We start from the raw sequence: 14792 nt of genomic DNA, 5'->3' as shown, positions 1-14792 counted from the left end.
GGTTGGTTCTTTAGTCAGAAGTACGTTTAATATCCCTTCACCGTCATTGCGAGGCGCGCAGCAACGAAGCAATCTATATGTGGCACGTATGGTGGTTCGGAGTGAGTATGGGTTGCCGCGCTACGCTCGTAACGACGGGTGTGGAGGCCTCAGATCCACGCATTCGGCGTCTCCCCAGGTCTCATTGACGCATGACCGAAAAAAGCCCGTGAAGCAGCACTTCACGGGCTTTTTGGTTTTCTGGCGTATCAGTTCAGACTGGAGGTTAAATCCAGGCCAGAACCTTGCTGCAGACAGGCATTACTGCAGCACAATCAGTGCGCTGTTTTTTGCCAGGGTGGATTCGCCAATGCCCTTGATCTCCGTCAGTTGGCTGGCGTCAGTGAATTTGCCATGCTGGTCGCGCCAGGCGACGATGGCCTGCGCCTTGGCCAGGCCGATACCGTTGAGGGCGGCGGCAATCTCCTCCGCGCTGGCGGTATTGATGTTGATCTGCGCGGCCGGTTCAGCGGCCAGGGCCGATTGGAAAATGCCGGTGCTCATGGCCAGTAACAGGGTAAACAGGGCTGGAGCCAGATATTTCAGGGTTTTCATGGTACACCTCCTTGTTGTGTGGAGCGGCTACACTAGCCCAATACGCCGGAAAGCAAATCGGAAGAAAGTATGTGGCCTGTCCCGGTCCTCTCGCCGAGCCAACCCCTGCGGGGTACAATGGCCGTTTTGCAGCATACAGAAAGGTATTAGCGCATGGTTGAAGCGCCCAGAATCGTGGTGGCGATGGATTTTGACAACGCGACGGATTGTCTCGCAATGGCCGACAGGCTCGATCCCTCGCTCTGTCGCCTGAAGGTGGGCAAGGAGTTGTTCACGGTTGCCGGTCCGGCGGTGGTAGAGAGTCTGATGGACCGCGGGTTCGATATTTTTCTGGATCTCAAGTTTCACGATATCCCCAATACCACGGCCAAGGCCGTGAAGGCGGCGGCGGAGCTGGGTGTGTGGATGGTCAATGTGCACGCATCCGGCGGGGCCCGCATGATGGAGGCGGCCCGCAACGAACTGGAAAAGCGCTCTGGCCCGGCGCCACTGTTAATTGCTGTGACCGTGCTCACCAGTATGGAAGCCGCCGATCTGCAGCAGATCGGTCTCGCCTGCGAGCCACGCGAGCAGGTATTACGTCTCGCCTCTCTGGCGCAACAGAGTGGTATGGATGGGGTGGTCTGCTCGGCCCAGGAAGCGGCTATGTTGAGTCGTGAGCTGGGCAGCGATTTTTGCCTGGTAACCCCGGGTATTCGCCCGGCAGCGGCAGCGGCCGACGACCAGCGCCGGATTGTAACGCCGGCGGATGCGCTGGCGGCTGGCAGTCACTACCTGGTGATCGGTCGTCCCATTACACAGGCCCCGGACCCGGTGCAGGCGTGCCAGAACATTCTCCGTGAAATCGGGCAGGGTGGCTGATATGGCGTTTGTGGTCACTGTGGACGGTCCCAGCGGAGCCGGCAAGGGCACGCTGTGTCAGCGCCTCGCCCAATCCCTGGGTTTTCACTTGCTTGACAGCGGCGCGCTCTATCGGCTGACGGCCCTGGCGGCCGAGAAGCAGGCAGCTGACTGGGGTGACGAAGAGGCGTTGGCGCAGGTGGCGAAAAACCTGGCGGTACGCTTTGAACCATCGGCCGGCGGCGTTAAGGTGTGGTTGGCTGGAGAAGATGTCACCAGCGCCATTCGCAAGGAACAGGTGGGCATGAATGCCTCGCGGGTTGCCGCGTGCCAGCCGGTGCGCGCTGCACTGCTGCAGCGCCAGCGTAGTTTCGCTGAAGAGCCGGGGCTGGTGGCGGATGGTCGAGACATGGGGACGACGGTGTTTCCCGATGCGCCGGTCAAGGTCTTCCTGACCGCCAGTGCCGAAGAGCGTGCCAGGCGGCGGGTGTTGCAGCTGCAACTGGCAGGCGAGACGCCGGACTACGAGGCCATCCTGGCCGATATTGAAACCCGTGACCGACAGGATCGGGAACGCGCCACGTCGCCACTGAAACCGGCGGATGACGCGGTGCAGCTGGATTCCACTCATCTGGGTATTGAAGAGGTGCTGGCCCAGGTGCTGGCGCTGGTGCAGGACAGTCTGTCAGGCAGCGCCGCGGCGCGTTGAGGGGCTACCGAAGGACATAAAATAACAGGAGTTCTGACGGGTGCAGCTTGTAAGAAAATTGGCGGTCCTGGTGGTTGCAGCGCTGGGGCTGCTGCTGGGGATCTGGTTCTGTGTCGAAAACAGCCAGCCACTGGTGCTCAAAGTCTACGGCTTTGATGCGCCTGAGCTGCCGGTTGGGCTGATCATCACACTGGCACTGCTCACCGGGGCTCTGGTGGGCTATGTGATGAGTCTTCCCTGGTTGCTGCGGGCCCGTAATCGCATTGCCTCCCTCAACCGCAAGCTCCGCCGTCGCGACAAGGAGCTGGATCGCTTGCGCGGCATGACCGCACCGGCTGCGACCAACAGTAAAAACGGCGACCAGAGGCGTCTTATTGAATGACCGATGTTGCGCTGTTTGCGCTGTTGCTGGTCGCCGTAGCCATTGGCTTTTTCTTCGGACGACTCAGGCGCAAGGATGAAGAGGGTGATGAGGATACGGAAGTCCAGGCGCAGTACATCCGCGGGCTCAACTACCTCCTTAATGAGCAGCCCGACGCTGCCATTGATACCTTTATTGATTCTCTCGACGTAACCCCCTCCACCCTGGAGACTCATCTTGCCCTGGGTAACCTGCTGCGCAAGCGCGGGGAGGTGGGGCGTGCCATCAAAATCCACCAGAACCTGCTGGCGCGGCCGAGGCTGGACCCCGAGCGCAGCCAACAGGTGCAGCTGGAGCTGGCCCGGGACTATATGAAATCCGGCCTGCTGGATCGGGCCGAATTGCTGTTACGGGAGCTGGCGGATTCCGCTTCTTACCCCCTGCGCACCGAGTGCCAGGAGTACCTGATTGAGATCTACCGGGATGAAAAGGAGTGGGCCAAAGCGATTGAGGTGATCAGTCGGCTGCCGGGGCGGCGCTTTACCCGCATTCCGGAACGCTGGCGGTTGGTACAGGCGCATTTCTACTGTGAACTGGCCGCTGAATCCCTGGCCCGCTCGGACTATCTGGCGGCACGCCGTCATCTGCGGGCGGCCATGGCCGCCGACCGCCAGTCAGCCCGGGCCAGCCTGCTGCTGGCTGAGCTGGAAATCAACCTCGGTCATCATCGCGAGGCCGTAAAAGCCCTCAAGCAGGTGTTCTATCAGGACCCGGCCATGCTGCCGGAGGCCCTGCCGATGCTGGAAACCTGCTACCGGCATGGGGGGTTGCTGCCGCAGTTGCGGGAGTACCTGCAGGAGCTGCTCAATCAGGGCGCCTCACTGTCAGTGGCCATCCGCCTGGCGGAGCTGATGGTGGCTACAGAAGGGCCGGAGGCCGCCGCCCAGTTCCTGCGGGGGTATATCCTGCAAAATCCCACAATTGCCGGGGTGCGGCAGCTGCTGCACCTGCAGTGCACCGCCCAGCGTGAGCCCGGCCAGCAGTGGTTGCAGCTGGAACAGATGCTGGACGAGCTCAATCGCCAGCACCCGCGCTATCGCTGCCTGAGTTGCGGCTTCGCCGGCCACCGCCTGCATTGGCTCTGCCCGAGCTGCAAGACCTGGGGGAGTGTAAAGCCGGTCGATTAAGATCGATTATCGAAACAACTCGTCATTGCAAGGAGCGAAGCGCCAACAGTAGGGGCTTTAAGCCACGAAGCAACAAGGTGAATTGCCCGCAGGGCAAGAGAGGGTGGCCTGGGCCATCCATGTGTGGCACAGGGCCAGTGCGCAGTGAACATGGGTTGCCGCGCTGCGCTCGCAACGACGGGGTTTGGGGTACTTCAGTCAGAACTACCTGTATATCCCCCCCACCGTCATTGCGAGGAGCGCAGCGACGAAGCAATCCATGTGTGGCACGGATGATGGTACGGAGTGAACATAGGTTGCCACGCTACGCTCGCAACGACGGGATTCGGGTACTGTAGCCCGATCTCCCCCTGCATCTTTCCCGCCCGTCATTGCGAGGAGCGCAGCGACGCGGCAATCCATGTGTGGCACAGGTGGCGATACGGAGTAGACACGGGTTGCCACACTACGTTCGCAACGACGTAGTTCTTGGTCGGTCCGCAACAGCTACCAACCCCGGATATTGGCCTATATCCAGGCCAATTACCCCATCTATTGCGCAGTTTCTGTACTTCTGGTAAGCTCCGCCGCCACCATTGCTGGGTTAACCCCGTGCGTGGTGAGGTAGGGCGCCTGTATTAGCCAGCTTGTAGCGGGCTCCCTATCAATATGAATCGGCCCACACGACTGGCGGTGTGGATGGCAAATTTGTCCCTGGTGGACGCTTCTGATTTCGGCAGAGGCCCCCGCGATGAATTTCCGCTGTTACCTTATAGGTTGTCCTAATGAGCGAATCTTTCGCAGAACTCTTTGAAGAAAGTTTGAAATCCGTTGATATGGTGCCTGGTTCCATCGTGACCGGCGTTGTAATCGACCTGGATAAAGATTGGGTTACTGTTCACGCAGGCCTGAAGTCCGAGGGTGTTATCCCTGCCGCCCAGTTCCTGAATGAGAACGGCGAGCTGACTCTGAGCATCGGTGATGAAGTTCAGGTAGCCCTGGAAACCGTAGAAGACGGTTTCGGTGAGACCAAGCTGTCTCGCGAAAAAGCCAAGCGCGCTGAAGCCTGGAAAGTGCTGGAAGCGGCTCATGAGGCTGACGAAATTGTTAAGGGCGTGATCAATGGTAAGGTTAAGGGTGGTTTCACCGTTGACGTAGCCGGCATCCGCGCCTTCCTGCCAGGTTCCCTGGTAGATGTCCGTCCAGTGCGCGAAACCGCTCACCTGGAAGGCAAAGACCTCGAATTCAAAGTGATCAAGCTGGATCAGAAGCGCAACAACGTGGTTGTATCCCGTCGTGCGGTTCTGGAGAAAGCCAACTCTGCCGAGCGTGAAGAGCTGCTGGCCAGCCTGCAGGAAGGTATGGCGGTTAAAGGTATCGTTAAGAACCTGACCGACTACGGTGCCTTCGTAGACCTGGGCGGCGTTGACGGCCTGCTGCACATCACCGACATGGCCTGGAAGCGCATCAAGCACCCATCCGAAATCGTAAATGTGGGTGACGAGATCGAAGTTAAGGTCCTGAAGTTCGACCGCGAGCGCAACCGCGTTTCCCTGGGTCTGAAGCAGCTGGGTGAAGATCCATGGGTCGAAATCACTGCCCGTTACCCTGAAGGTACCCGCACCAAGGCCAAGGTTACCAACCTGACTGACTACGGCTGCTTCGCCGAGATCGAAGAGGGCGTTGAAGGTCTGGTACACGTATCCGAAATGGATTGGACCAACAAGAACATCCACCCATCCAAAGTTGTCAACGTTGGCGACGAAGTGGAAGTGATGGTTCTGGACATCGACGAAGAGCGTCGTCGTATCTCCCTGGGTATCAAGCAGTGTCAGGAAAACCCCTGGGATGCGTTTGGTAAGCAGTCTGCCAAGGGCGACAAGATCAGCGGTAAGATCAAGTCCATCACCGATTTCGGTATCTTCATCGGTCTGGATGGCGGTATCGACGGTCTGGTACACCTGTCCGACATCTCCTGGAACGAAGCCGGTGAAGAAGCCGTACGCAAGTACAAGAAAGGCGACGAGCTGGAAACCGTTATCCTGGCGATCGACCCAGAGCGTGAGCGTATCTCCCTGGGTATCAAGCAGCTGGACAACGATCCGTTCTCCGACTACGTAGCGACTAACGATAAAGGTTCCATCGTTACCGGTACCGTTAAAGAAGTAGACGCTAAAGCTGCCATCGTTGTTCTGGCCGATGACGTTGAAGCCGTTCTGAAGGCTTCTGAAATCAGCCGTGACAAGGTAGAAGACGCCCGCAACGCCCTGAGCGTAGGCCAGGAAGTTGAGACAGTGATTCTGAACGTTGACCGCAAGAATCGCTCCATCAACCTGTCCATCAAGTCCAAAGATGCTGCTGAAGAGCGCGCTGCTATCAAAGAGCACTCTCAGAAGGCACAGGAAGCTGCTGCTCCTGCCACCATCGGTGACCTGATCAAGGCGCAGATGGAAAGTCAGGACAAGTAATTTCCTGACGGAAATCAGCTCCTGACAAAAGGGCGACCCTCGGGTCGCCCTTTTTTTGTGCCGTCGTTGCGTGCGCAGCGCGGCAACCCATGCCCCCACCGGAAAGAGGCCATCGCGAGAGCCGCTACCCCAAACCCGCACCCTCCATCAGCACAGCCTCGTCGTTGCGAGCGCAGCATTCCAACCCATATTTACTCCGCACAGGCTCCGTACCACACATAGATTGCTTCGTGGCTTAAAGCCCCTACTGTTGGCGCTGCGCTCCTCGCAATGACGTTGGGGGTATGGAGGAGGATCTAACTACGACACCGGCACACAACCCCGTCGTTGCGAGCGTAGAGCGGCAACCCATGTCCCCTCCGGAAAGAGGCCATCGCGAGAGTCCCAGTCCCGAACCCTCCGCCAGCACAACCCCGTCGTTGCGAGCGCAGCGCGGCAACCCAAGTTCACTCGGTACTGGCGGCGTGCCATACATGGATTGCTTCGTCGCTGCGCTCCTCGCAATGACGGTGAGGGGTTGTTGAGCGCCTCTCAATGACGGCATAGGTGGTATCGAGGAAGATCTACTGGGGCCCCCAAACCCCGTCGTTGCGAGCGCAGCGCGGCAACCCATGCCTCCTCCTGAAATAGGTAGCTGCGACACCCCTTGCCCCGAACAGTAGCGAAATCAGCTGAATTTTTGATCACCTTTGAGGTGATAACCAGCAACTTGGTCAAAAAGTACCACCGCTTGTAGGATATATCTCACAAGAATTAGGGAAATCTGCCAATAGCACCAACGGGGAATATGCGAGATTATACTCAGGCAAGGAAGCGACACGGATGTGTATGTGGGCCAGGTAAGGTCAAAGGAAGCGTCTATTGCAAGGGGTATTGCAGCAGGAAGTTGCGACACCCTGGCCAGGATGGCCGGAGCGAAGTATGGATGCTAAGCGGTAAGCAAAAAGCCGGCGCCGGAAGGTGCCGGCTTTTTTGTTTCCGGGATTTTTGTCCCTTGGAGCTGGGTGTTACAGGGACATATTTGTGGGAATGGGCGGTGTTTCGTGCTGATCTTTGCCTGGCCAGCCACAACCCTGACCAAGGTCTTATTGCTGGGTTTCTGTGACGGAGCTAGCATTAGTCGCTTGCTGTCATTTGATGTGGCTCGTATACTCCTTTGAAAACAATAAGTTACAGAGTGCCTTACCTCAGGGCAAAGACTGGTCCCTGAAGACGTTTCTGATTAACTGACGAAGGATTGGCCATGACAAAATCAGAGCTGATAGAACGGATAGCCGAACAGCAGGATCAACTGTCACTGAAGGACGTTGAGCTTGCCGTAAAGCTCATGTTGGAGCACATGTCCCACGTCCTCGCAGACGGGGAGCGGATCGAAATCCGCGGCTTCGGCAGCTTCTCCCTTCACTACCGCGCACCCCGCGTGGGCCGCAATCCCAAAACCGGTGATTCTGTGGAGTTGGCGGGTAAGTACGTGCCGCACTTCAAGCCCGGTAAAGAGATGCGGGACAGGGTGAACGAGTCCATTTAGATTCTCCAACAGCGTAAGCGGACCGTAAAATCGAGTATGACCAAAGTTCTGACGATTATTGGTACCCGCCCCGAAGCTATCAAGATGGCCCCGGTGATAGCAGAGCTGAATAAGAGAAAGAGGTTTGACAGCAAGCTCTGTGTGACGGCCCAGCACAGGGAAATGCTTGATCAGGTACTGGATCTTTTTGGGCTGGAGCCGGATTTCGACCTGGACCTGATGTCCATCAAGCAGTCCCTGGAAGGGCTTACGGCCAATATCTTGCTCGGGTTGAGCAAGGTCTTTAAGGAATGGAGACCTGATATCGTGCTTGTTCATGGTGATACCACCACCACTTTTGCCGCGTCCCTGGCGGCGTTCTATCAGCAGATTCCTGTTGCTCATGTAGAGGCTGGGCTCCGAACGGGAAATCTGTACTCCCCCTGGCCTGAAGAGGCTAATCGAAAGCTGACTTCAGTACTGGCTGCAGTGCACTTTGCTCCCACTCCAAAAGCCGCTTCCAATTTACTGGAAGAGGGCGTGCCACACAAAGCGATCCACATTGTCGGCAATACTGTTATTGATGCGCTTATGCAGGTTTCAGAGCGTCTTGCGGAAACTGAAACGTGGATGGTGCAAATGGAGGAACACTTTCCTTTTCTGAGAAGTGACTCCAGGCTGCTGTTGGTCACTGGCCATCGCCGGGAAAACTTTGGAGAAGGGTTCCTGCAAATCTGTCATGCCCTGAAGGCGCTGGCCATCAACAATCCAGACCTTCAGATTGTGTATCCAGTCCATCTGAACCCCAATGTCCGTGGGCCAGTAACCGAGGCTTTGGGGGATTGCCAGGGCATTCACCTGATTCCACCGCTGGAATACCCTCAGTTTGTGTATCTGATGGGCAGGGCAGACATCATATTGACTGATTCCGGTGGTATACAGGAGGAGGCTCCGTCTCTTGGAAAGCCGGTGTTGGTCATGAGAGATACAACCGAACGGCCTGAGGCGGTCGATGCGGGAACGGTCAGGCTGGTGGGTACGGATTCAAGTGTTATTGTCGAGAATGTGGAGCAGCTTCTCAATGATCCGCGTCTGTATGAAGAGATGTCAGTTGCAAAAAACCCCTATGGGGATGGAAAGAGCAGCGGGCGTATTGGCGATATTTTGGAAGACCTGTTCAGGTAATTAGTGTTATGGAAACTTTGGTTTACAGCGAGGAGAGTAGGACGGTAGGTAGCCGCTTTCACGAAGCGGTCAAGGATATCGTTGAGGGCGTATTGTACCGCGGCAACTTGTGGAGCGCTTTGGCCCAACAGGATATCAAACAGCGTTACCGTCGCTCGGTATTGGGTCCATTCTGGTTGACCATTACCTCCGCTATTTTTGTTTCAGCTCTGGGCTTTTTATATTCAGAGCTATTCAAACAATCATTGACTGATTATGTTCCCTACATTGCAGTTGGTTACATAGTCTGGAGCTTCGTTTCCAGTATCGTTCTCGAAGCATGTAACGTGTTTATCTCCGCGGAAAATATGATCAAACAGGTGAGGCAACCCTTTACCACCTATGTTTGTCGAATGGTGTTTCGTAACCTGATTATTTTCGCCCATAACGCCATCATCCTGTTGGTAGTTATCGTTACAGTTGGTAATGATGACGTTTTACAGCTGCTGTCCTTATTGCCTGCGATTTTATTGTTATCCATATTGGGCGTATTTTTGGGCATTATTTTTGGCGTCATGTGCGTCCGTTTCCGGGACATAATTCCGATGGTAGGCAGTGTAGTTCAGGTAACGTTTTTCCTTACGCCCATTTTCTGGAGGGCAGATATTCTGACTGACCGTGCCTGGATGGTGGAGATAAACCCGGCACATCATCTGATCGATATTGTGCGTTCCCCGGCACTGGGTGAAGGAATCCCGGTTGATTCCTGGTTGTTTGCGTTGGGGCTGACGGGAATAATGACAGTTCTCGCGATTCTGATTTACACCCTTTTCAGGCATCGAATTGCCTACTGGGTCGGTTGAGTTAAGAGGACAGAACGTTGGGTTACATCAAAGCACAAGACGTAACGGTAGAGTTCCCGGTCTTTTCCAATGCGCACCGTTCATTGAAAAATACCATTCTTCACGCCAGCACCGGTGGCCGCCTGGCCAGAAGTGCAGGTAAGCAGTTGTTGGTGAGAGCTGTTGATAATATTTCCTTTGAAGCCACGCCCGGTGACCGAATCGGCCTGTTGGGTCATAACGGCTCAGGCAAGACAACCCTACTGCGGGTATTGGCGGGCGCTTACGAGCCAGTTTCAGGCTATCTCGAAACTAAAGGACGGGTGGCGTCTTTGCTGGCCATTACTATGGGGATGGATCAGGACGCTACTGGTTACGAGAACATCTTTCTGCGTGGCGTGATGATGGGGATGAGCCCACAGGAAATTCGCACCAAGGTGGATGAAATCGCCGAATTCACCGAGCTGGGAGAGTATCTGGAAATGCCTATTCGTACCTATTCATCCGGTATGCATTTGCGCTTGGCATTCGCGGTCTCTACCAGCGTGGAGGCGGATATCGTCATCATGGATGAATGGTTAAGCGTGGGTGACGATACTTTTAAAGAGAAGGCGGCGGTGAGGTTGAATCAGATGGTGGAGAACGCCTCAATTCTGGTCATGGCTACACACTCCAAAGAGCTGTTAGCCAGAGTCTGCAACAGGGTATTGCATTTGGAGCACGGTAGCGTTATCGAAGAGTTTGATCCGCGCCAGCGCTACTCGCCAGAACAGCAAAAGGTGGTGAACCTGTAGCCTCATCGCCTATTGCGCTTGTAGTCACTGATTGAGAGCTTGTTGACACTAATTGTCCTTTTGACGGTAGAAATGAAACGAAGTCACCCTTTTTTGAAATCATGTGAAGCCATCTTTGCCCGTCAGCCGGGTCGCTGGATCAAGGGAGTGGCCAGCGCGTATATCGCCTATCCTATTGCCCAGCGACGAGAGCAGCGTGATGTTACCAGTAAGCTGCGCGAGTTGCGTCACCACTACCGGTTGCCTAAATCCCAACGTATGGACATCGCCCGTGGGAAGCTGGCGGACATCGTCGCTTTTGCCGGGCACAGTGTGCCCTACTACCGTGATCTGTTTGCGACGCTGAAATTTGATCCTGCCAAATTGAAAGCAGATACAGCCTACCTCAATGACCTGCCATTACTGACCAAAGACATTATTCGGGAGCAGGGTGATCGACTCTTGTCCTCGCCCCTGCAAGGACTTCGTCACTACAGCTGCAAAACCGGGGGATCAACCGGGCTTTCGACAGTGATCGAGTATGACCAGCTGGCCGCAGACTACTCGTCTGCCGTCACGCTGTATTGCCGTGAGAGCGTTGGCAATACCAAGCGCCAGCCAGAACTCCATTTTGCCTGCCGTTTTCCGGATGCAGACTACGAATCCTGGCCGACCCGGGAAGATTTCAAATGTTTTGCCATGAACCGCTCGAATATCTTCTTTGATCGCCTTGATGATGCAGGCCTCGAAGAAATCTGGCAAACACTGAAAGCCCGCAAGCCGTACATGGTGCACGGGCACCCATCGACTATCTATGCTCTGGCCTGCTACATCGAGCGCACTCAGGGTAAGGCTAGGGCCTTTGACGTATTTGAGCCCAGTGGTGAGTTACTGGAGCCTTACCAGAGAGACAAGATCGCCCAAGCCTTACAGTGCCGTGTGGTGAATCGCTATGGTTTGGCGGAACTCGGGGTTATGGCCTATGAGCTGGATGGCAAACCGGGTATGCGGGTTCTGGAATCTGAGGGCTGGCCCGAATCCATTCCGGGAGAGCATGGCCACGAATTGATTTTTACCGGTTTCCGCAACCGCCTGATGCCACTGATCCGGTATCAGACTGGCGATCTGGCCGAGGTAGAGGCAGGAGAACGGGGATTTGTTCTGAACAATGTCGTGGGTCGCATCCATGATGTGGTGACGCTAGACGGGGTTGATTATGCCACCCACACCATTCAGGACATGCTGGATCACCGGGTTGGTGGTATTCAGGAGTTCCAGATTGATGTTCGTGGTGGCAAGCCGCTGCTGAAAATCGTGCCCGAGGGACACGTAGATCCGGAACATATCAGCGCCAAGGTTAACCAATATTGGGGCACGGCTTTCGATCTGCAGTTTGTCGGCCACAGTGATTTCGTCAGGGTCGGGCGTCACGCCAAATTTCGTCATGTGGTGACCCAATGATCTACGTCCTGAGCGCTGGAGACAGCGATTATGCCGGTGACCTCGTTACTGCTGCGCTGTGTCGTTCGGTGCCCTCCAATCTTGTTAAGCGAGTTTGTGCTTCGCAACTGCATACCTCTGTCGAGCGCGGGGATTCGGAACATATCTGGGTCCTGATTAATCCCCTGGCCTGTTGGGGCGGTTCACTGCAAGCACTACTCCGGGATTCGGCTAATAAGGTGCTCTTGTTTGGCTCTGTTCCGGAAAGCCTGTGGCAATACCTGGGATTGTCGAAAAGCGGCGAGGTTGGGGAGCTTGCCCAATTAGCAAAAGCCCCACCCGCTCCAACCTATGGTGAAGGTTGCAGTGAAGCCCGCATTGAATATCGTCGACCAATATCTGATCAGATATCCCCGCTGCAAACCCGCTACTTCAGTCGCTACGACTTTATGGAAGAGTGGAACAACATGGGATACGGAGCCATCACCGTCGACGACACCCCTTGGGCGTTGGCGGATTGCCTGCAGGCTCCTGCAAGCACCATTGTGGCCGAGGTCATGGCTGGTGAACACGCGCTGGCGGCCTATGCCGCGAAATGGGACTTCAATGGTAGCCTGTTCTGGTTTGCTCGAGCCGTTGGTCCAATCGACTCCCAAGAATGGCGGTTGGTGGAGGTTTATCTGGCGCACTACCGCAGTGATGAGCTCGCTTGTGCTCCGGTTGTTAGTGAAATCCCGGCAGGTTATGACTGCGCCGTGACTATGCGCCTGGACTGCGATGAGGATGTAGAGTCTGCCCGACAGCTTTGGCAGGCCTATTGTGCTGAAAATGTGCCTTTATCCCTGGCGCTTCACGCGGCGGTATTGCCGGACAGTAAACACCATCAACTCCCGAAAGACGTACTGGCTTCAGGTGGGTCAATTCTGTCGCATACCCTGACTCACGCTCCTAACTGGGGGGGGAGTTACCTGGCAGCACTGCATGAAGGCTGCGAATCCATGGCTGCCATAGAGTCAGCGATTGGGCACAAGGTCCGTTATGCCGTATCACCGTTCCACCATACACCGGTATATGCACGCAAAGCACTTGCGGATGCCGGTTATGAAGGCTGTGTTGGCGGAATTATCTGCAATGACCCGGATTACATGACAGCGCGTAGTGGGAATGCGGTAGGGCAGGGAATAGGGTTTATTGGGTTTCCACAGCAGTGCATGCTCCATGGCGACTGCATGCAGCAAGCGGAGGATCCTCTCACAGTGTTCAAGCAAGCGTTCGCCACAGCTAAGGCAGGACAGCACTTTTTTGGATATCTGGATCATCCATTCTCCGAGCGCTACGCCTACGGCTGGCAATCCGAAGAGCAGCGTATCAATGCCCACAAGACATTTCTGGACTTTATCCGGCAGACAAGCGGCAACGTCCTGTTTGCCAATCTGGATGACGCGTTTGATTTTCTTGGTGCAAAGAGTGCTGTCAGGGCAACCGTATCAGGTGATGGGTTAGAGCTATGGACACAGCTTTTACCGCCCAATGGATGGCAACTGGAGTACGAGTATCGTGGCGCTCGAATGAAGGTTGTTGAATCATGAGCAGCGGAAGCCCCAGTGCGTTGAACAGGACAAGAGACAAAGCCGCTAACGTTGAAATGTCAGTAGCTGATGGATCACTTGAAGAAGTTCTGGCGCCCGAATGCTGCATTATGTTCGCGACCGCTGACTGGGATGAACCCTACTGGACAAACAAGCAACATTGCGCCAAGTCGTTGGCGGCGGTTGGTACCAAGGTTCTGTATGTCGAAAGTGTGGGATTACGAGGCCCAAAGGCGGCTAGTAAGAAAGACTGGCGGCGGCTTATAAGCCGTGCAATGAAAGGATTAGCGTCGTTTTCACTAGGTGCTGTGGAGCGAGATAAGGGAGTTTTTGTGCTTTCTCCCTTGGTAATTCCAGCGGGCTATCGTTTTTCAATCTTACGTTGGCTGAACAAAGTACTGCTGGGGTCGATGCTGCGTCGTGCGGGCAAGAAATTGTGCTTCGATAAACCACTGATCTGGACCTATCACCCGTTCATGCTGGATGTGGTTATCGATAAAAGTGGGCCTTTGTTATATCACTGCGTCGACGACCTCGCCGCGGTACCTGGTGTGGATGCCCAAGCCTTCAGGAGTGCCGAGGAGTCTCTATTGCGGCGAGCAGATGCAGTTTTTGCAACTGCCCCGGCGTTGGCGGAGCATTGCAGGAAGCTCAACCTTAATACCCACTACCTGCCTAACGTCGTTGATTACGAGCACTTCTCGGCTGCACGAAAAGTCCATGAGTTACCGCCAGATTTGTCTGCCATACCGGAGCCCAGACTAGGCTATGTTGGTGTCCTGTCAGATTTCAAAGTGGACTTTGAGCTGATCTTTCAGGTAGCCCGTGCTGAACCTGCCTGGCATTGGGTACTGATTGGTGAGGAACGAGAGGGACAATCCAGTGAACTCCTTCGGCAGCTACGGGAAATACCCAATGTCCACTTCTTAGGGCATAAGTCTTACAGAGACCTGCCCGGCTACCTCGCCGGCTTTCAAGTAGCAACCTTGCCAAGTCTGATAAACAAATACACAGACTCCATGTTTCCCATGAAATACTTCGAATATATCTCAGCCGGGAAACGCGTGGTTGCAACACCTCTGGCTTTTACACGGTCGCCGAACATTGAGATTGCGACGGCATTGGGTGAACAAAAATTCAGGGAAGCAGTGGCGAGCGTGTTACAACGAGGGGGCTGGAGTGAAAAAGAGTCCTTAAATATTGTAGGCGAGAATACCTGGGAAAGACGTCTAAGCAGAATGCTACGAGAACTATTTCGTCAGCAGTCTCCGTTATCTCTGGATTCATTGATAGATAGATAAAGTTTATATGCGCGTTGTATTGGATTTTCAGGCTTGCC

Annotated in this window: 13 protein-coding genes; 12 read left to right on the top strand and 1 reads right to left on the bottom strand. The window is 55.2% G+C overall.

Features of this window, described 5'->3' with window-relative positions; translation table 11 throughout:
• Nucleotides 1-300 precede the first annotated feature (300 nt).
• Entirely contained in the window at nucleotides 301-594 is a 294-nt protein-coding gene (locus tag GSF27_RS05900) for a helix-hairpin-helix domain-containing protein (protein ID WP_160966618.1), read from the bottom strand.
• A gap of 153 nt (nucleotides 595-747) precedes the next feature.
• Between GSF27_RS05900 and pyrF the strand changes: the two genes are divergently transcribed.
• The 12 genes from pyrF (at nucleotide 748) to GSF27_RS05840 (ending at nucleotide 14754) form a co-directional block, all read left to right on the top strand.
• Nucleotides 748-1455, top strand: a complete 708-nt coding sequence (gene pyrF, locus GSF27_RS05895) for an orotidine-5'-phosphate decarboxylase (protein ID WP_160966616.1) — start codon at nucleotides 748-750, stop codon at nucleotides 1453-1455.
• A 1-nt stretch (nucleotide 1456) separates the two neighbouring features.
• Complete coding sequence (gene cmk / locus GSF27_RS05890; RefSeq protein ID WP_160966614.1) at nucleotides 1457-2143, top strand: (d)CMP kinase; 687 nt, start codon at nucleotides 1457-1459, stop codon at nucleotides 2141-2143.
• Between the two features lie 40 nt (nucleotides 2144-2183).
• Nucleotides 2184-2525, top strand: a complete 342-nt coding sequence (locus GSF27_RS05885; RefSeq protein WP_160966612.1) for a LapA family protein — start codon at nucleotides 2184-2186, stop codon at nucleotides 2523-2525.
• A complete protein-coding gene (lapB, locus tag GSF27_RS05880) occupies nucleotides 2522-3691 on the top strand; it encodes a lipopolysaccharide assembly protein LapB (protein ID WP_160966610.1) in 1170 nt (389 codons plus the stop codon). Before GSF27_RS05885 ends, lapB begins: the two co-directional genes overlap by 4 nt.
• A gap of 764 nt (nucleotides 3692-4455) precedes the next feature.
• The gene (gene rpsA, locus GSF27_RS05875; RefSeq protein ID WP_160966608.1) at nucleotides 4456-6138 is read left to right on the top strand and encodes a 30S ribosomal protein S1; all 1683 of its coding nucleotides are present in this window, start codon (nucleotides 4456-4458) and stop codon (nucleotides 6136-6138) included.
• A 1243-nt stretch (nucleotides 6139-7381) separates the two neighbouring features.
• Nucleotides 7382-7666 (top strand): integration host factor subunit beta, encoded by a 285-nt coding sequence (gene ihfB / locus GSF27_RS05870; protein WP_160966606.1) that lies wholly within the window; start codon nucleotides 7382-7384, stop codon nucleotides 7664-7666.
• Nucleotides 7667-7702: 36 nt separating this feature from the next.
• Entirely contained in the window at nucleotides 7703-8830 is a 1128-nt protein-coding gene (gene wecB / locus GSF27_RS05865) for a non-hydrolyzing UDP-N-acetylglucosamine 2-epimerase (RefSeq protein ID WP_160966604.1), read from the top strand.
• A gap of 8 nt (nucleotides 8831-8838) precedes the next feature.
• On the top strand, nucleotides 8839-9672 hold the full coding sequence (locus GSF27_RS05860; protein WP_160966602.1) for an ABC transporter permease: 834 nt from the start codon (nucleotides 8839-8841) through the stop codon (nucleotides 9670-9672).
• A 17-nt stretch (nucleotides 9673-9689) separates the two neighbouring features.
• Nucleotides 9690-10445 (top strand): ABC transporter ATP-binding protein, encoded by a 756-nt coding sequence (locus GSF27_RS05855; protein ID WP_160966600.1) that lies wholly within the window; start codon nucleotides 9690-9692, stop codon nucleotides 10443-10445.
• Nucleotides 10446-10517: 72 nt separating this feature from the next.
• Entirely contained in the window at nucleotides 10518-11885 is a 1368-nt protein-coding gene (locus GSF27_RS05850) for a phenylacetate--CoA ligase family protein (protein ID WP_160966598.1), read from the top strand.
• The gene (locus GSF27_RS05845; RefSeq protein ID WP_160966596.1) at nucleotides 11882-13453 is read left to right on the top strand and encodes a polysaccharide deacetylase; all 1572 of its coding nucleotides are present in this window, start codon (nucleotides 11882-11884) and stop codon (nucleotides 13451-13453) included. Before GSF27_RS05850 ends, GSF27_RS05845 begins: the two co-directional genes overlap by 4 nt.
• Nucleotides 13450-14754 (top strand): glycosyltransferase, encoded by a 1305-nt coding sequence (locus GSF27_RS05840; RefSeq protein WP_202410271.1) that lies wholly within the window; start codon nucleotides 13450-13452, stop codon nucleotides 14752-14754. Before GSF27_RS05845 ends, GSF27_RS05840 begins: the two co-directional genes overlap by 4 nt.
• Nucleotides 14755-14792 lie beyond the last annotated feature (38 nt).

Origin of the sequence: Pseudomaricurvus sp. HS19, from assembly GCF_009857815.1 — a bacterium.
In the GTDB taxonomy this organism is placed as follows: Bacteria; Pseudomonadota; Gammaproteobacteria; order Pseudomonadales; family Cellvibrionaceae; genus Pseudomaricurvus.
This window is presented reverse-complemented; position numbering and strand designations above follow the sequence as displayed.